15 protein-coding genes are annotated in these 18,932 nt (G+C 51.3%); all 15 read right to left on the bottom strand.

Going from position 1 to position 18,932, the window contains the following annotated elements; translation table 11 throughout:
• Positions 1-238: 238 nt before the first annotated feature.
• On the bottom strand, positions 239-1,036 hold the full coding sequence (locus AC1W8Y_RS07210; RefSeq protein ID WP_482013798.1) for an IS5 family transposase: 798 nt from the start codon (positions 1,034-1,036) through the stop codon (positions 239-241).
• Positions 1,037-1,147: 111 nt separating this feature from the next.
• Complete coding sequence (locus AC1W8Y_RS07205; protein WP_482013797.1) at positions 1,148-2,923, bottom strand: ABC transporter ATP-binding protein; 1,776 nt, start codon at positions 2,921-2,923, stop codon at positions 1,148-1,150.
• Between the two features lie 97 nt (positions 2,924-3,020).
• Positions 3,021-4,031 carry an NAD-dependent epimerase gene (locus AC1W8Y_RS07200; protein WP_482013796.1) on the bottom strand — a complete coding sequence of 337 codons (1,011 nt, stop codon included), beginning with the start codon at positions 4,029-4,031 and terminating at the stop codon, positions 3,021-3,023.
• A gap of 32 nt (positions 4,032-4,063) precedes the next feature.
• On the bottom strand, positions 4,064-5,284 hold the full coding sequence (locus AC1W8Y_RS07195) for a glycosyltransferase family 9 protein (RefSeq protein WP_482013795.1): 1,221 nt from the start codon (positions 5,282-5,284) through the stop codon (positions 4,064-4,066).
• 27 nt (positions 5,285-5,311) lie between these two features.
• Complete coding sequence (locus tag AC1W8Y_RS07190; RefSeq protein WP_482013794.1) at positions 5,312-7,054, bottom strand: LIC_10190 family membrane protein; 1,743 nt, start codon at positions 7,052-7,054, stop codon at positions 5,312-5,314.
• On the bottom strand, positions 7,054-7,803 hold the full coding sequence (locus AC1W8Y_RS07185) for a glycosyltransferase family 2 protein (RefSeq protein WP_482013793.1): 750 nt from the start codon (positions 7,801-7,803) through the stop codon (positions 7,054-7,056). Before AC1W8Y_RS07185 ends, AC1W8Y_RS07190 begins: the two co-directional genes overlap by 1 nt.
• Before the next feature lies 1 nt (position 7,804).
• A complete protein-coding gene (locus AC1W8Y_RS07180; protein WP_482013792.1) occupies positions 7,805-8,950 on the bottom strand; it encodes a glycosyltransferase family 4 protein in 1,146 nt (381 codons plus the stop codon).
• A complete protein-coding gene (locus AC1W8Y_RS07175; protein ID WP_482013791.1) occupies positions 8,947-10,035 on the bottom strand; it encodes a glycosyltransferase family 4 protein in 1,089 nt (362 codons plus the stop codon). Before AC1W8Y_RS07175 ends, AC1W8Y_RS07180 begins: the two co-directional genes overlap by 4 nt.
• The gene (locus AC1W8Y_RS07170; protein ID WP_482013790.1) at positions 10,032-11,162 is read right to left on the bottom strand and encodes a glycosyltransferase family 4 protein; all 1,131 of its coding nucleotides are present in this window, start codon (positions 11,160-11,162) and stop codon (positions 10,032-10,034) included. The genes AC1W8Y_RS07175 and AC1W8Y_RS07170 overlap by 4 nt, the downstream gene beginning before the upstream one ends.
• On the bottom strand, positions 11,163-12,089 hold the full coding sequence (locus tag AC1W8Y_RS07165; protein WP_482013789.1) for a glycosyltransferase family 2 protein: 927 nt from the start codon (positions 12,087-12,089) through the stop codon (positions 11,163-11,165).
• Positions 12,090-12,113: 24 nt separating this feature from the next.
• Positions 12,114-13,469 (bottom strand): glycosyltransferase family protein, encoded by a 1,356-nt coding sequence (locus tag AC1W8Y_RS07160; protein ID WP_482013788.1) that lies wholly within the window; start codon positions 13,467-13,469, stop codon positions 12,114-12,116.
• Entirely contained in the window at positions 13,466-14,752 is a 1,287-nt protein-coding gene (locus AC1W8Y_RS07155; protein WP_482013787.1) for a glycosyltransferase, read from the bottom strand. The genes AC1W8Y_RS07160 and AC1W8Y_RS07155 overlap by 4 nt, the downstream gene beginning before the upstream one ends.
• Positions 14,753-14,771: 19 nt before the next feature.
• A complete protein-coding gene (locus tag AC1W8Y_RS07150) occupies positions 14,772-16,031 on the bottom strand; it encodes a glycosyltransferase family protein (RefSeq protein ID WP_482013786.1) in 1,260 nt (419 codons plus the stop codon).
• Positions 16,028-17,962 (bottom strand): asparagine synthase (glutamine-hydrolyzing), encoded by a 1,935-nt coding sequence (gene asnB, locus AC1W8Y_RS07145; protein WP_482013785.1) that lies wholly within the window; start codon positions 17,960-17,962, stop codon positions 16,028-16,030. Before asnB ends, AC1W8Y_RS07150 begins: the two co-directional genes overlap by 4 nt.
• A gap of 1 nt (position 17,963) precedes the next feature.
• Positions 17,964-18,929 carry a glycosyltransferase family 2 protein gene (locus AC1W8Y_RS07140; protein WP_482013784.1) on the bottom strand — a complete coding sequence of 322 codons (966 nt, stop codon included), beginning with the start codon at positions 18,927-18,929 and terminating at the stop codon, positions 17,964-17,966.
• Positions 18,930-18,932: the final 3 nt, after the last annotated feature.

The following is an 18,932-nucleotide window of genomic DNA, read 5'->3' as shown; positions in this document are numbered from 1 at the left end:
TATCGGAAAGGGTCATTAGAAATCATCTTTAGCCCACCTTGGTTGTTTCTCAATAAATCAGCATTTATGAAGATTCTAGAGGGAACATCTGAATAACGGCGTTTGAACGAAATAATTTTCACTGCAAACGTCGGGTATTAAAAATTTGCGATCACGATGACGGTAAACGATCATTTTTTAGGCGATTTCGCTCCAAACCCACCCCTTTCAGGGGTTGTGCGCCCATTTCGGACGGCACCTATCCTGTCGCGCTCATCAACCGTCGCCGTACCATCCACAAGTTACTCAACGCAAACAGCGTCACAATCTGTGCCGTGTTCTTGACCAGTCCGCGGTACCGCACCTTGCGGTACCCAAACTGGCATTTGATCAACCGGAACTGATGCTCGACTTTGGCACGGACGCTGACCTTCAATTTCTCAATGCGCTCAACGGACTTTCCAATACCTTTATTGGCAATCGCGCGCCGTTGACTCGGCTTCATCGCCACGTGCCATTGCGCCTTGCAACCATCATTCTCAACTCGCTTGTCGGCGCCAAGATACCCAGAATCACCAAAGACCGCATCTTCCTCGCCGTGCAACAAAGCATGCGCCTTCATCCCGAAGTGCCAGTTGTTGCCCTTCTTGGTCTGATGCATGTCCGGATCGCGCTCCCCGAGCATCGCGTTGACCTCGGACATCAATCGCGTGGCCAGGTCGTTGCGCTCAAGCAGATGACGAAAGTTCAGGATCGTGGTCTCGTCCGGCAGGCTGCCGCGTGTCAACGACAACCCCGCAAACTGCCTCATCGATTGACTGTCGTACAACGATTCTTCCATCGCCGGATCGCTCAGTGCAAACCACTGCTGCATGAAGTGAATGCGCAGCATCTTCTCAAGTGGATACGGCGGGCGTCCGCCTTTGCCCTTGGGATACGTGGACTCAATCAACACCGTCAGACGAGACCAGGGAATCACCTGGTCCATCTCGGTGAGAAACTTCTCGCGCCGCGTCTGCTTGCGCTTGGCAACGAACTCTGCATCGGAAAAATCCAAGTTGGCTCATGTCGATTCAATCAGTCAGGTTCTGGCAATATCTATCAGACAACAATTCGGTCTCGAAGTTCGTAAATCTCGAGGCTTTTCAGAGTTTCCCTCGGACGACTTTCAAGAGACGGTGTTGGTCACATCTTCGTATGTTCCCTGGACAAGACATTTTCTGTCAGATATCTTCACAATCATATCGGAGTGGCGAAGAGTGGTCAATCTATGAGCTACAGTGATGATAGTGATGTCTTTTGCCAAGGCATCTATTGAGCGAATAATAGACTCTTCGGTTTCAAAATCAAGAGCGCTCGTGGCCTCATCAAAAATAATAACCTTCGCTTGCTTATATAGTGCCCGGGCAATGCCGATCCTTTGCCTCTGTCCACCAGATAGTCTCACACCTCGCTCGCCAACTACTGTGTCATATTTGAGAGGCCAACTTTCTATTGTTTCGACGAGTTCTGCCTGTGAAGCAGCCATTTTCATGCGATCAAAATCAATCAAAACCCTTGGGGTGCCAAAGGCGATATTTTCCGCAATTGTTAAGTCAGCCAGAAAAATGTTCTGTGGCACATGGGCAATTAAAGACTGCCAGGATCTTCTATATTCTTCGTCGATAATTTTGCCATCAACCGATAGATGTCCTCGTGTAGTTGAAAGCAACCCCATCAAGAGGTCCAATAGCGTGCTTTTCCCGCCGCCAGTTGGCCCTATAATCCCCAACCGTGAACCTTTGGGAATAGTTAAACAAAGATTTTCTAATACCCAATCAGCACTCGATTGATAACGAAAATAAACTGAACTTAATACAATATTTCGTTCATATGTAAGCTTTTTTAATGGCTGATCCACGTAATTAGGTAAAGGCTGCTTAAGTAAACTCATTGCGTCAGCCAGCGTGCCCAGACCACCCTGCACTGACGCCCAACTCGCGTAAGCATTTTGCAACAAAGGTAGCAATCGTTGAGCACTCAGCGCGATGACTCCCAGTACTGGTAGAGCTGCGCCAAACCCATTTGATCCCGTAGACAGAAGGTAGGCAATCACAGCTATCGAAACGACACCAAATGCTTCAATAATAAATCTAGGGCAATTTCCAATGACAAAAATGGTGGCCTGGGCGTGTCGAAGTTTGTGATCAGCGTTGCTATAAAGATTTGTAAAGATAGTTTGCGAACCATCTAATAAAACGTCTCTGATACCGCCGAGCCCTTCTTGAACTGCTTTGATAACTTTAGTTTGTTCTGTACTAACTCTAATTCCGTTATCTAAAAGGCTTTTTTTGGTCATGCCGTACACGAGCATATAAATAATTGCAAAGAATCCAAACACTGCCACGGTCGCTTTTGGCTCAATACAAATTAACGCTGCTGTAATAGCGGTCAACATAAGTCCAGAACTAACTAGTAGTAGAGTTGGATTTACGGCGTTAGAAATTATATTATTCACCTTTAGAGTAATGCCAGATATGAATTCACTACTATTTTGATTCAAGTGAACTTCGTAAGGTTGGTAAAGCGTTCTTTTATATATTTCAACGCTAAACTCTGCACCAATTGCATAACTCAATTTAGTTTGCACAAACAAAAGTATTAATCGTAAGGTCGCAGAGAGAATCGCGAAGAAAATAAATAACAATGTTATTGGCAGTAACAAACTCTCGAACTTAAGAAAAGCAAATTGGTTAAATATGGGTTGCAATAGCTGAAATTCAGTAAGATTTTTCGGTGTTGCGAGTATGGTTAAAAAAGGTACTACGGTACCTATACTGATCACCTCCGCTACAGACACAATCAACATTAAAAACAGAAGCAAATAGATTTGGAATCGCCGCCTCCGCGAAAGATGTTGCCATACTTGAATTAATAAATCTAAAGCTTTAGGTTTAAATAACATGCTGTTGGTTCGATTTAAGAAATCTCAAGGTTTGAGACTTTACATATGTTGCACGGTGAAGCTATTTTGTATCCATACGAATTTATGTAGGCGTCCCTTATCGAGTAGTTCGATACTGCAAGTACCAAGCTACAAATGCAGCTACCCCATCCTGCACCTTAGTAGATGGGAAAAAACCAAACTTTTTAGTCAATTCAGTAATATCCGAATGCGTGGCAGGTACATCCCCTGGCTGTACAGTCAACCATTCTTTTTTTGCAGTTTTGCCAAGAGCAGTCTCGAGCGCTTCAATATATTCCATCAGTGTTACAGCGGCCCCACTTCCAATATTGTAGATTTTGTAGGGTGCTTCACTTGAATTAGGGGTTGGCGTCACACCGCTCCATGCGGGATCGGGTGACGCGGGGTGATCTAAAACGTTCAACGCTCCGAGCACAATGTCGTCGATATAAGTGAAATCTCTTCTATGATTTCCATGGTTATAAATCTGAATTGGCCTATCTTCGAGAATAGCCTGAGCAAACTTAAACAATGCCATGTCAGGCCGACCCCAAGGGCCGTACACGGTAAAAAAACGAAGGCCAGTGGTTGGCAACCCGTACAGATGGCTATACGAGTGGGCCATCAGTTCATTCGATTTTTTCGTGGCTGCGTAAAGACTCAACGGATGATCGACGTTTTGATCAACTGAAAACGGATAGCTTGTATTCGCGCCATAAACGCTTGAAGAACTGGCATAAACAAGATGTTCAACTTGGGCCTGGCGACAACCCTCTAATACATTGGCAAACCCAACAATATTTGAATCAATATACGCCTGAGGATTTTCGAGAGAATATCTTACCCCTGCCTGCGCGGCTAGATTGACGACCTTGGTCGGTTTTTGCACCTCAAACAGACGGGCCATGTCATCACGATTGGCAATATCCATTCGAATATGGGTGTAATTCGGATGCTGGATAAACCGTTGAATACGCGCGTCTTTGAGGGCGGGATCGTAATAGTCATTGTGATTATCAATGCCGACCACCGTATCCCCTCGTTGCAGTAACGCATGGGTAAGAGCTGCCCCAATAAATCCTGCAGAGCCAGTAACTAGAATTTTCATGAAAGCGTCAGCGTTGTCGAGCCGACAGTTTACTACCAAGCCGTGGCCAGCTTCAGGCAGGCACTTGCCACCGCAGCAGGATCAACAGCCGCAATACAGGGGACGGTTTGCACATCAGTTGTCAAGAATTTGCAATGCCAATTGCAGCCGTAGCAGTCCAGTTTTTGAAACATGACCGTCGGTTTCGGCCTTTCTGTCTCTCGCTCGGGTGAATATGGCAAGAAACGCCCAAAGTGGCCGCCCCCAAAAATACAAACAGACGGGGTCTGGGCAGCCGTCGCAAGGTGAATGGCAGCTGATTCGTTGGCGATCAACAGTTTCGCACCCCGTATCACTTCAACCAGTTCATTTACGGTAGTTCGCCCAGCCAAATTGATGGTTGGCACTTGCGCCAACTGTTCAACGTCGTCGCAGAGCTGGCTTTCTGCCCCTGTGCCACACAAAACCATTGTCAACCCTAGCTGCTGACAAATCGTTTGGGCGGTCGCTGCAAAGTGGGCCGCTGGCCATCGTCTGAGGGCCCACGACGCCCCTGGGACGACGACAAAATACGCCTCAGCAATCTGAAGTTCACGCGGCAGCACATGGCGTTGATCGATACGCGGCAAGGTACTTTTAAACGAGCTGTGCCCAAGGGCTCGAACAAACGCGGCATTCAGATTGAGCTCAACGATCGCCTGTTGGCCCAAATCCACCAGTTGGGTGTACCAACGATCTGACACTTGTTTTTTGTCAGGGGCGATATTGCTCAAATTGCCCAGGTGCCCAATACGCTCGGGGGCATTGGTTGCTCTGACACACAGGTCGGCTACGTACTCTCTCGAGTAAGTCGGTTGAATCGCCACTGAAAACCCACGTCTGCGCAGCTTAATCAACTGTTTCAACCGATACCCGTCGTGGGACCTGAGCCTCGGTACATCGACGGCAATCACCTCATCCCAACAGTCGAAGTTTTTCGCCAAATCTGCCCAAATCGAGTTGGCATAGAGCACCATTCTCTGGTTTGGATAGAGCATCCGATAGGCTTGGGCTGAATCCAGCCAAATCACAAAATCACCCACCAGATCGAGCCTCACCAGCACAACAGACCCCTGCGCTGCCTTCTTTACTGGCCACTTGTCAATGAGCCAGAACCTTTCAGTCAACCAACTGACCAGCACAGCGACCACCCGCGCACGCGACGATTGCACCCGGCGCCTGGCTCGCACCCGTGCGCTATTGAGCTTTCTGAGCGGTACCGTCAGCAGGGTCATGAACGTTGATCTAATACTGAGTGATGTTTATTTAGGGATGACGGAGAAGTAGTACCTGCCACCCAAGGGTATCGACATGTGGGGCAGTATCATCAGCACCTTGTGCAAGTTACCATCAAAATAAGGTGAACACGGCAACGGCGCAGACCAACAAGGGCCATAGGATTTGGCAATATTCACGTCTAAGCCGTAGTCTGTTCGTCGCTGAGTGATCGCTGCATTCGGGATTGTGTGCCACCCGGTAAAACGCGTGGTCGTGATCCCACTTAGCTTTAACATCACAACGCCTACCACCACCAACAAGACCCGATTGGTCGCGGGATGTTTGAACAGGCGCAGTAAGAAGGTGTCGCCATAGTGGCCCCACTGATTCAGGGCAAACTGCCACGCACCCAAGGTCAGCAACAACGGCAATATGGCGCCAAGAAAACGGGGGTCTGGGGCGGTAAAAAACCAGAATACCAAGGCGCTGACCAAGGGTACATATAACCAGTAGGTTGCCGTGATAGCGTTGTTATGTGATCTTCTGATTAAAGAGACAAGATTCAGACCGCCAAACAGCACTGCCACACCAAAGGTCAGACGGGTAAGCCGCGTCAGTCCGTGAAACCAAGGCTCAAGCCAATCCCAACTGCGAAGCACGCTATAGGGCGTCAGCACCCCAGGCGTTCTCGCCCAACTGTAAATGATGAGCGACTCGTATTGCGCCACACCGGGCTTAACCGCCCAGGGCAACCCCCATTGGCCCAACAGCGGGCTCGGAAAGAACGGGGCCCCTGACAGCAGCACGCTACGTAACAGGTGAGTGACCACAATCAATACCAGCGTCGACAAGAGCACGCACCAGGTCAACCGTGCGAGGTAACGGTATTGACAACACAAGATCAGCGCAAACAGGCCACACGTGCTTGCAAACACGACCGTACTGAGTTTGATCGTTAACGCTGCCGCACAAAGCGACATCACAACCACGGCATCCTGCGCACACTGGCTTCGGTTGTTTGCCTGCAATAGCCTGAACAAAAAGACAAAAATAGGGATCTCAATCAGATAAACAGCGATATCAGGGCTGGGATTTTCAACAACCGACGCGCTCGTGGTGATGTAGACAAACAGGCAGGGCCAGAAGACGTAACGCCACCGCTTTGATTGAGCCATGCCAACTTCGATCAATGTCGCGCAGGTGAGAATCAGCAAGAAGAACCCACCCGTCGCATAGCCTTTGTTCCATAAAGGCGCCATATTGCACAGCGCCAAGAAGCCAAAGTAACTTTGATTAAAACCAAAGCGCATGTGTACATTTGCGAGCCCCGGGATCAGTGGCGCTTCGTTGAGCCATTTGATTGAACCGAAATGATAGAGACCAGAATCAAAATTGCCGGGCGTTTGCATCGCGCGAAAAGCCCAAATCACGGTAAAAAACAACCCAACCAGCACGTATAACCAATGGCGCCGCAAAAAGTCAGCAATCGCTCGACAGGTTGCATATTCGGATTGAATGAAACCTCGAAAAAAACTACTGCACCCGATACTCGCCACGAGAAGGCTGATGACCCAGTCAATCGGTCTGAAAAAATGAATCAGTTCAACCAGCGCGAGGATGACTGCAAACCCCAGCCACATGGATGAGGTGCTCAGTCTTGAAGGAGACTGAACCCCGTACAGTCGAAAGGCAAATTGCCCCCAACCCGCCAAAGTCGGGATTAACACCGCAACCAGTGCGGTGATTTCAGTGAAACTCGCGAGCGCGTTGACTGTCGCAGCCAGCATTAATGCCCTCGGATCAGTTTGCGCTGAATTCTCAGCAGCCCTGTCAGAACGCGGTCGAACCAGCCTCGCCGTCTGCCGACATGTTTTAAAAATAAATGGTCTAGGTCTTTAAAGTACTGCTCTTCTAAACGACCAGATCCTGATATCGACCCTTCGTAGAGACGAAAAACCGCAAGGTCTTCTTTCAACACCTCGTGCCGTGCCCCCTTGATGAGGAAGTTTAAAAACAACTCATAATCCCAGCAAGTCGTGTTGTTGGTGTTGAATCCACCCACCTGTTGATAAAGCACGGCGGGGAAAAACGTCGTCTGCTGAAACATCACCGCTGAACGATTAAGCATGGAAAATGAGGTGAGGGCGCTTGGATAAATGGGGGTTCGTTGCGCCGAGCCATTTTCTGTGTAACCCCCTCCGGTCACAAAGACCTGACCGGGATGCTGCAAAAAAAACTGTGTGATCTGCTTGAGCGCCCCGGGCAATAAATAATCGTCAGAGTTGATAAAGCCATAGATATCGCCCGTCGCCACGGCGAACCCTTTATTCAATCCATCCGCAGGGCCATTGTCGCGTTCAAATACTCGCACAATGCGATCACCATAGGATTCAATCAGCGCGCGGCTACCGTCTGTGCTGCCAGGATCGACCACGATATATTCAAGCTCGCAGTCCGTTTGCGCCAAAATAGAGTCAATGCAGTGACGCAGATATTTTGCTTGATTGAACGAAATCGTGACGATCGATATTTTCATCTTAATGTTTCGCGCCTTGGTCTGCGACATATTGCCAGGTCTGCGCCAGGCACTTCTGCCATGAATAGTTTGTGGCGAGCGCTTTGGCTTTAGCTGCGAGAGATTCTCTCATGTCCTTGTTGTCGATCAGTTGCTCGATCGCATCAGCAATTGAGACATCATCCTGAGGGTCAAAATAAACACCTGCCTCTCTGAGCGTTTCTGGCAGACTACTGCGATTTGAACACGCGATGGGCAAACCAAGCGTCATCCCTTCCAATAAAGTGATACCGAATGTTTCCACGCTTGACGCAAAAACAAAGATGTCCGCACTAGCGATCAGCGCGGGTATGTCGCCATGCGAAACAAAATCTAACAACTGAACAAATTGATGGCTTGGGTCAGTCTGGCTGATCTGTTGATCGACGATTGCTTTGCCCTCAGGGTTACCCCCACCGGTTAACGTCAAGGTGACGTCGTATCCCCGATCTCTGAGTCGCTTGATCGCTCGGATAACCTCGGCCTGATGCTTGTACTTCCACAAGGGCGAGATATACAAACAGCGAAGTGGTCGTTCACGGTCGGTGGGCCAAGCTACTTTAGGCAATTCGCCTTTAAATGCCTCGTCAACACCGTGGGCAATACAGCAGATGTTTTTAAGCTGACCTGTAAACAATTGCGTACGGTCTGCTGCGTAGTGCGTCAAAAAAATCACGGCCTCAGCACGTTTGAATGCTCTGATTTGCACTCGCCTCAAGACGCGCTGGTGGATGTCACCCAACCCGAAACCGTACAGCTCATCAAACCCCTTTTCAAAAGGAATCATGTTTTGATGCAAGACGACCATCGGGTGAAACCGGCAAAAGGTGGTGGCATCCACCGAGAACAACACTTGGCACCCGGTCGCCTTAATCTCTTTCGCCAGTTTCGTCGCTTGCCAGACGATTTGATGCAGTAATGATTTTGTAGTGACAGCCGGGCAATGCTTGATCAGCCATGGTCGGTCGGGCAATTGATCAAGCAGCTCACGATAACTCCAGACGTGTACCTCACCTATCCCGTAACTGGTCAGATCATCGACGTGCAAGATGGCTTTCAGATGGGCGATCCCGCCCCCCGACTTAATACGGGAGGCATCGACGGCGACTTTGATCTTGGCCTTCATCATCGGGCTTTGCGATGCAACACAGAAATCAGACTTGCCGCCGTCACCTCAGGGCTCGTCTGACTGGCGAGCTGCATACTTCGTTTACCCATCATGACCAGCGCATCATCAGACAATGACGACATCAAGTGCATGGCACGTGCAAGGGATTGCGCAGCATTTTGGCGAAAGGTAAAACCATTAAACCCGTCAACTAAATATTGCTGTCTGGCCCCCACATGTTCGGACAAGATCAAGGGCAATCCGGCGCAAGCAAATTCGTGAGCAACAACGCCCCAAGGTTCATAGCGGCTAGGCAGCACAAAAGCACCCGATTGACTCGCTCTGGCGACCAATTGCGCTTGCGGCAAGAACCCCTCGACAGAAATATTTGCATGGCGCGTTGTTGCCCTTAGCAATTGATCCATCAACGGCCCATTGCCTATACAACTCAGCCCCCAACGCCCCTGATATTTCGCTTTATAGATTTCAAACGCTTCAAGCAAAATATCCACCCCCTTTTGCGAGGCGAACCGACCCACATATAAAAACTTCTGGGGATACTTTTCTTGTTTGACCGTCTCTAAGGTTTTGCCCGCCTCTGTGAAGAGGGTCGAATTGCCGCTCAACAAGTTAGAAATGATTTCGGCTTTAGTAAAGCCGAGTCGAGCCGCATATTCGTATTGCAAGGGGCCTGGCACCCAGAGATAGTTGTAATACGGCTTTTTGTAGAACCAACGCATCACCAGGCAAGCCAAGTACTTGCGCAACGAACCCGTCCACTGGCCGTCCAAGCCCGCAACCACCGGGATGCCCAACGCTTTTAACCGGCGTAAGGCTGGAAAATACCCCTTGTCCATCCAACCCGTCACATAGACGAGATCGGGACGCAAATCCATCGCAAACTCGACAATCTGGGCGCTTGAATGGGCAGAACGATCATGAAATCGAAGATTCGGATGATTCGTATGACTGGTTGGGATAAAGGGGGTGAGCTTGTTTTGAGTCCAGTGAAAGACGTCGACAGTCGCGCCGTAATCTGTGGCTAATCGCTCAAAGACAGGGATGTTGTGCCCTTGCAGTTCTGTGTAGAGATATAAGATTTTCATTCGAAAGCCCTGCCCGAGTGCAGGCGTTGATAGACTGCCAAGGTTTCTTGGGCACATCGTTGCCAGGTAAATTGCTGAATACGCTCGGCCCCAAGGCCGACTAACTGTCGGCGACGACTTTCGTCAGTGATCACTTTTTCGATGGCAGCTGAGATGGAATCCACCTCGTTTGGATCAAAGTACTCTGCGGCAGTACCGATCACCTCGGGCATCACGCTGGCCTGACTGCTGATGACGGGGCAGTTTCTGGCCATCGCTTCAAGCGGTGGCAAACCAAATCCCTCGTAAATCGAGGGATAAACAAAAGCGATTGCACTTCTGTACAACTGATCCAAGGTGTGATCATCGCCACTCATTTGCCTGATTTGATTTGCTCTGAAATTAAGCCTCTGAATATGCTGAGTTTCTTGCGCGGTAAATGCACCACCCCCAAAAGCGATCAAATCGACGCCCGCTCGCAAGGTAGGCGAATGGGCAAGCCCCGTCAACAATCGATCAAAGTTTTTATAGCCCTCTCTGAGACCCACATAAAGTAAAAACGGGCGGTCATTGTTTTGAACCGTCGAGGGCCAAGCCCCTAACGATCTCGACGGCGCTTGGTCACACCCCAAATGTATGACAGAGATCTTGTCCTCTGGGATATCAAAGAGGCGAACCAAGTCGTCTCGCGTTTGATGTGAAATACAAATCACGCGGTCGGCTCTGGACACGGCTGCGTATTTTTTCGACCTTTTTCTATCGTTGGTATCGGCACCGTCGGTACCAAAAAGCTCACCGATCATGTCAAAAACGGTGACAACACGTGGGGTCTTTACCGGTGCAGAGGGTTGGTTTGAAAAATAGGTTTCGTGCACAACATCCGGTTGCCATCGCTTGATCTGCTGCCTACTTAACCAAGCGTTAGCCAGCACCATCGCTGAGGCTGCTTTGGGCGGATATCGCTTGACACCGAACCCGTGGATGAGCCCCTCGTTCAGATCTCTGGCGTATTGATTGCGGTATACCGGGGCAAAAATCGCTACCGCTTGTTCTTGCGATGCCAGTATAGGGGCGAGGCTGCAAAAATAGCGTGAAATACCCCCGGTCGTTTGAAGACAGAATGCCTGATGATCAAACGCGATTCGCATTTAGCGCATCCGTAAGAGATGTCTTTTGATACGACGCCACTGGCGTTTGGCAAAAGACGGTGCGATTTGATCATCGGCAATGAATTGATCGCCTTTGCGATCTTGTAAAACCGCATCAGGGTGAATCAACGGGAAGATCATCGGTTCGGTCGCCATATTCGCATGGATGCCAACCACCTGGGTGTGTGTCGCCTCAGGCCCAAAACCGATGTTAGAAATCAGATTGACATTGGGAGCAACCTGCAGCATGCCCTTCAACAGACAGGTGAACGTCCAAGAGCAATCCCACGTATCCAGGCTGCCATTGTGAACCGCCTCAAAAGAATTGCGCCAGTAGGCCTGCTCGCCCTTACTTGAGAAGCTTGCCTCTAGCCAACCTTCATCCCGGTACTTTGGCCACAGGGTGAGGTCGCGATCATAGTGCTTCCAGGCTCTGCGCCATGACGCCCAACCCCAGATATGGGTGTAACGCGAGAAATAGTAACTTGCCGAGCCTCGCTGACGACCAAACTGCAAATTGCCGCCTGACACCATACTGACACGTTCATCGTGACGATAGCGGCTCAGCATCTCTTGGCAAAACCGAAAGAAGGTCGGCTCAGGTAAACAATCATCCTCAAGGATAATGGCCTCTTCCACCATTTCGAAAATCCAGTCGATACCACTCGACACTCGCATCTTGCAGCCCATATTGGTATCTGCGAAATTGGTCAATACCTCACAAGGCCAATCGACTTGCTCGATGATGGCACGGGTTTGCCGACATCTTTCTGCTTCGCCGACCCGGTGATGACGAGGCCCATCAGCCACCACCAGTAGTTTGGGGGGCTTGGCCTTCGCAATCTCGTTAAACACCCGTGCCGCCGTATCGGGGCGATTAAAAATAATGAGCGCAACGGGCGTCGTAAGCTGAAATTCTGACATCATGCCTTTGTATCTGAAACCGCGCGTCTAGCTCGCAACACCCGCTTGAATGAAACGCGACAATCGTTGCTGGGCCACATCAAGATTAAAGTCTTGTCGGTAGGCTTCGAAATGGTCGGCAAGATCGGGGATCGCGCTCAGTTGAGCCAAACCTTCGCAGATACTGTCGACGCTGTTTTCTTCTACCGCTAGCCCGATTTTATAACGGCTGACACGTTCACCCATTAAGTAGGCCGCTGAGACAAGAATGGGCTTCTTGAAATAGGCGGCCTTAGAGAGCATGTTGCTGCTTCGCGCAAAGTCGCGGTAAACAGCAAAAATAATATCCGCTGCTGCGATCACATCGTTGAAATGACGTTCATCCGGCAAATAATCCGGATAAATCAATAAATTGACAGGGGGGTCAGCCACCATCGAATCCAAGGCACGTTGATCCGCTGGGGTGAGATTATTGCGATTAATCCGGCCGATCTGCACAAAGTACCAAGCTTGCGAATCGGCACGACGAATCACCTCACACCACAGCGCAAGGTTTTTCTGCTTGCCGATTGAGCCGCCCAGAAACACAATTTTGCGGCCTGCCGCTTGGGCGATGATTTGTTGAGTTAACGCAGTGCGCGTCGCTGGCAAATCGACATCGGCAATATCAGGCATATATTCAAAATGCCGGTCAGGTAGTGTCTGCTGATAATGTTCGCAAACCAGTTCATCCAAAAAGCAGGTGCCGCGGTAGTTTGGTTTTTGGTAATACGCCTCGACCGGATCTGCCCCTGGCGTGATGCAAACCGCTGACCACGGCGTCGATTCGATGAAGTCGACGTCGCGCCAAGCCTCTTGATCGATCCGGTAGGCGTCGATATACATATTCAGTACGTGACTCACCTGCCCAGGATATTGAGCAAGAACCTCGTTCACAGCAGCGGCAAACTGCGCCGGATGCAAGACGGATTCAGTTCGAGGCTGAGCCTGGGCCGAGGATGGCAGGGCCTGTCGACTCAGGCGAACGCGCCGATAGATGCTGTGAGCGAGCTCAACCACATGATACGCAGCAACCACACCCAGGCGATGACCGTACTGCGCCAAGGTCTTGGGTTTGGTTTGATACCGCACTTTGTCGTAAGCGGTATTCAAGGCTTGCCAGGCCTGTCGGCTCAATGAGGGTTGGGTTGCGTGGTGTTGCTTTGCTTCAAAAACAATCAACGCATCCGACGGTTCGAGCCCTTTTGCTAATAATTTTGCTCGCAAAGCACGCGGATCGGTCGAGACGGCAATGACACGCCATCCGGCTTGTCGCAACATGTCGACAAACAGCACGTGCCATGAATCCAGATGCCCTTCGTTCGAGATAGGGTTATAGACAAGGATATAGCCGTTGGGGTTCATCGATGCTCGGGCAACTGCTTCGCGTGACGGGTGACAGCCGTTTGATAGACATCGAGATACTGACGCACCACAACCTCGGGGGCAAAGCGTTGCTCAACCAGCTGACGCGCATGAGACGATAGCTGCAACCAGCGCGCCGGGTCCTGAAGTATCCAGGTCATCCCTTGCGCCAAACTGTCAGTGTCAAAGGCAGGCGCCAACCAACCGCTTTGCTGATGCTCAACGATATCCGGTAACCCACCGATGTTGAAAGCCACCACGGGTATGCCACAGGCATGCGCCTCGATCGCCGTGTTGGGCAAGTTATCCAGCCGAGACGGCACTGCCATCACATCCGCGGCGGCGTAGATCAACCGCATGACATGATCGTCATGCACTCGGCCTAGCCAGTGCACCTCGCACGGCCACTCCTGTGCAAGCGCCGGACGACGCTGACCAAAGATCAACAAATCTGGCACCACTTGCCCTGTCTTTTTTAACGCGATCAAAGCATCGCGCAGCAAGTCTTCGCCCTTGAGCTGTGCCATCCCGCCCGCAGAACCTGACAACACGTACTGCTTGTCTTGCGCCAACCCTAACACGGCCCGAGCAAAGGTCTTATCAATCGGGTGCCAGAGGTGTTCGAGCTCGAGCGGGTTAGGGATCACACACACCGGTTGATGCCCTAACAAGGCACTATCACCGACGCACTCTGCCATCCAATGACCTGGGGTGACAATGTGAAACGTCTGGTTTGCCCAGGCCTTGCGCTTGCGCTCCCAGGTCTGGCGATTCAGATCAGGGCCAGACTCACCCCTTGGCCGGTTGTCAGGCCGGTAACCCACCCTGAAACGAGCATCAGGCTGTTCATCGAACACCACATGCTCACCACCACAAAACGCCCACATGTCGTGCAGCGTCCAGACAATCGGTTTGCGAATGCGGCCGATATCTTCAATGGAAAGCAGATTGGCCACCCAGTGCAAGTTGACGACGTCGGCATCGCTCTCATTGATCTCAGCCACGATGCAAGCACTTTCGTCACCAAACGAATGCATGATGGTGTTACTGCTCTTAAATTGACGGCGGTCAAAGTCGCGCCACTTCTGCTGTAATTTGTTGTTGACCTTCTGACTGAAACTGCGCGGCCCTTTGCCTGCAATCACCCGGTCATTCGCCGTCTGGCGGGTCAATACCCGCATGCGACTATCAACACCACATTGCAACAACGCCGTGTGCAAGCGGTAAGCGGCCCGCGAGGCGCCTCCACTAAAATCATCGGTCGAGAGTTGCAAGACTTTCATCTGTTTATCTAATCAGTGATCAGGTTGGTTTGTGCATACAGTCGGTTAAAAACTTCATCAAGTGCTGACCCAAGGCGTCGCTACTGAAATCTTTTCGATAGGCATCGAACTGCGCCTGACGACGAGGCGACTGGTTAACAAGTGCTACCAGCGCCGCTTGCATGGCGGACACGTCGTTCTCGTCAACCGTCATCCCGATATCATATTGCAGCACTCGCTGACCCATTAAATGCCCACTCGCCACCAATATTGGTTTATCAAACGCAGCGGCTTTGCCGGGCATGTTGCTGCTGATGGTGAAATCGCGATAAACCGCAAAGATCACGTCACTCGCTTGCATGATTTCGTTAAAGTGCGCTTCGTCTGGCAAATAGGCAAGCTTAATGAAAAGATTCTCAGGACATTGCACCTTGATCTTGGCAAGTTCTCGCGCATCCTCTTCGGCGAGGGTGTTTTCAAACATCTCGCCGATCTGCACAAAAAACCACTGCTCGGCATCCATGACCGAAATCAGTTGATACCAGCGGGCCAAATTTTTGTTGCCCCCGAGGGTACCCCCCAGAAAAACAATATTGCGACCTCGGGCGCGTTGCTTAATGTCAGTCAAGAGTGCGGTCTGCACCTCTGGCAGTTTGCTCTCTGTGATGTCTGGCAAATAGGCGAAGCACTTGCGTGGCAAAGCTTGGCAGTATTGGTCGCGGACGCGCTCATCCAAAAAGCACATACCCGCAAAGGAAGGCAAGTCGTAATAAGCTTCGCTGCCGTCGACGGTTGGCACGAAACGAATCCCCGCCCAAGGCAACATACGAGCTGTGTCAAACCGCTGCCAGCTTTGGCGTGTCGTCGGGTACATGTCCATATACATGTTGAACACGAGAGTGGGTGACCAGCGACATTGTCTTCTGAACACCCGCAGCCGGTTAGCGAAATCATCGGGGTTGAGATATCTCGGGTCGTGGCCGGGGGTGTCTTGATCGGCACCCAACAAGTGTTTCAACCGCGCATTCAAAAGAGGCTTCAACGCGCGAAGCACGCGACCCCAAACTCGCTCGCTCAAGGTGCGCGGTGAGACTGCCCAATCCAGCACCTGCAAGTTGGGTGAATCCGCTTGCCCCTTGATCTGCAGCCTGGCGATTAAATCAGCCGTATCCGGGGTGGCTGCGATAACCCGCCAGTCAGCCTTGAGCAAGAGCGACACAAAGAGAGCGTTCCATGAATCGAGATGCCCGTGTCCAGAGATCGGGTTGTAGAGCAAAATAACCGGTGCAGATCGGTTCATCGAGCGACCACCTGCTGGTACCACATCTCAAGCAGTACCAATTTATAAGTGAAAAACAAGCCATGCCAGCCCTGCGCCTTCGTCGTTGCCAGCAGGTCATCCACTTTGTCGCGAAGAAGGACACCGCACTCAACGAGCTGCCCTGTGCGCAATTGATCACCATAGGCCTGGATTACGCCCGTCAGCCATTGATGCACCGGTGGCTGAAAACCCGCTTTGGGGCGCGATAACACCGCATCCGGCAAAACGCCTTTGAGTGCTTCACGCAGCCAGGCCTTCTGGCCTAGCGCTTGGTCAGGTTCAACCGCTCTGAGTGACATGACGGTTTTAATCAAGTTAGCATTGAGAAACGGCATGCGCGTTTCTACCCCGACGGCCATGCCGACCCGATCACCTAACGACAAGCAGTTTGACGTCAACCAGGTATCAAACAATAGGCGGATGATCGCTGCGGGTATTTGATCTCGAGCGGGTTGTCGGTGTGCGGTGGGTTCAAACAAAGTCTGCTGATTCACAGCACGCATCGCCTGACCGTAAACAGCTTTGGTTAAGGGATACGCCCCGGCGAAATCGGGATGCAAGAGGTAATACAGCAATTGCTCAGGCGGCTGGCGAGGGTCACCCAATTTCTGCAAGATATCCGCCCAATGCCGAAGGGCTGGACGCGCCCGAGGGTAATAAGACAATTTCAATAAGAATTGATGCGCCCCGGCCGAGCCTAGCCAGCGGGCAAAGCGAAGCAGTGTCGGATGATCAGCAGCCAACTGGTTAAGCCTGACCGCCTCGGTCACATAGGGATAGCCCCAGAACAGTTCGTCGCCCCCAATCCCCGACAGCAACACTTTGATGCCTTGATCGGCAGCTGCTTTAGGCACAGAGTAATGCCCAAAAGCGGCCGGATCAGCAATCGGCTCATCCATGATGCTCACGAGTTCTGGGAAGAAATCAACAAAGCTCTCGACGGGCAACTCGACCTCGTGGACAATCATCCCCAGCGAGGTTGCCAATTCACGAGCCTGCGCACGTTCATCATAATGTGGGCGACCTGGATAGCCAACACAGAAGGCGTGCATTGGCTGTGGGTTACTTTGTTGAGCGAGCGCTGCAATTGCCCCTGAGTCAATCCCACCTGACAGCGCGACACCTACAGGCACATCGGCACGCAACGTCATGTTGACGGCAGACGTCAGACTGGCTTTGATTTCAGCAAGAATATCTGTCTTGCTTTTTGGTCTGACAATTGGTTCAGCGATCGCCTCGACATCCCAGTAGCGCTGCGGGTCGACTCGCCAGTCAGCGAGCGACAAGGTCATCGTGTGCCCTGCAGCTAGTTTATGCACACCGTGCAACAAGGTCGCAGGCTCAGGGATGTACTGATAGTGCAGGTACTGGTCGATGGCAACCGGGTTGAGCGCTGGTCGCTCGGCGAGCAAAGGCAAGAGCCCTTTGAGTTCAGAGGCAAATGTTAACCGGTGCTCGTTGAATTGATAAAACAAAGGCTTTTCGCCGCAGCGATCACGAGCAATAAAAGCGGTTTGTGCCTGCTTATCCCAAATGACGAAAGCAAACATGCCCACAAACCGCTTGACGCAAGCCGACCCCCACGCCTCGTAAGCGGCCAGCAGCACTTCAGTATCAGAGTGGCTGGTAAAGCTCACCCCCTGCGCTTCAAGCTCGCCTCTTAATTCAAGGTAGTTATAGATCTCACCGTTGTAGGTCACCACGTAGCGTTCATGATGACTGAGCATGGGCTGATGGCCGGCAGCCGTCAGATCGATGATAGAGAGGCGAGTATGGCCAAACTGAACGTGATCATCGCTATAGGTGCCCGAGTCATCAGGCCCGCGGTGCGCCAGCTTGGCCACAAGCCGGTCAGACAGTAGCGGGCGAGACTCAGCTTGGCGATGGATCAGACCGAGGATGCCGCACATGCTAACCCCTAGACCCGAAAGCTTGCTTCAGCTTTTTGAGCGCCCATTGTGGCGATCGAAAAAGTTGTTCTTTTCTTCTTCTGAGCTGATTGTTGAATCGATCGGGATGGCTGGATCCGCCGAAATTCTGATTCAACACGTGACGATCAGCGACCAGATTTTGTTTAACAACGGTTGGGTGAGTCAGCGGGCCTAAGGGCAACGCCGGTAACCCTGCTTGATCGTCTGCGGTCACGGTGTGCGTTGCCTCAGGCCCAAACCCGATATTCGTCACGAGGTTCACTTGAGGTGTCGCGGTCAAACCACCGTGATACCAAACCGTCGCCGTCCATTGATAATCCCAGGTATCGATCTCACCGCGCTGCACCCGATCAAGGAGGTCTGACCAGATTTTTCGCTCAACGGGGTCGGGCAGTTTTTTCACCCAGTCAACAGTGTCTTTCCAGCCAGGCCAAAAGGGGATGTCTACGCGATAGTGCTGCCATGCTCGGCGCCAAGTCGCCCAGCCCCAGCAATGGTTGAATTTCGAAAAATAATACGCAGCATCGCCACGCTTCTTACCGTTCTGAAAGTTATTGCCCGTGATGACCCAAACGCGCGAATCAGCCTCGTAACGCGTCAACAGGGTGTCACAAAAAGAGAAAAAGTCTTGGTTAGGCAGGCAATCATCCTCAATCACGATCGCCTTTTCTACTTGCTCGAAGACCCAGTCAAGGCCAGAACTGACGCGACGTTTGCACCCCATATTGGCATCAGCGTAATTTCTCAACACTTCACAAGGCCAATCAATGTGAGCAACGATCTCGCGCGTTTCTCGACAACGAGCGGCATCAGTGGGGTGCCCTGCGCGAGCACCGTCGGCGATGATCAATAATTTACTGGGCCGCTGCTCGCGAATCACTGCAAAACTTTGACGCGTATGATGCGGCCGATTGAAGATGATGAAGGCGATAGGGGTATCTAGCATCGT

It is taken from the genome of Jezberella sp. (genome assembly GCF_964834465.1).
This window is presented reverse-complemented; position numbering and strand designations above follow the sequence as displayed.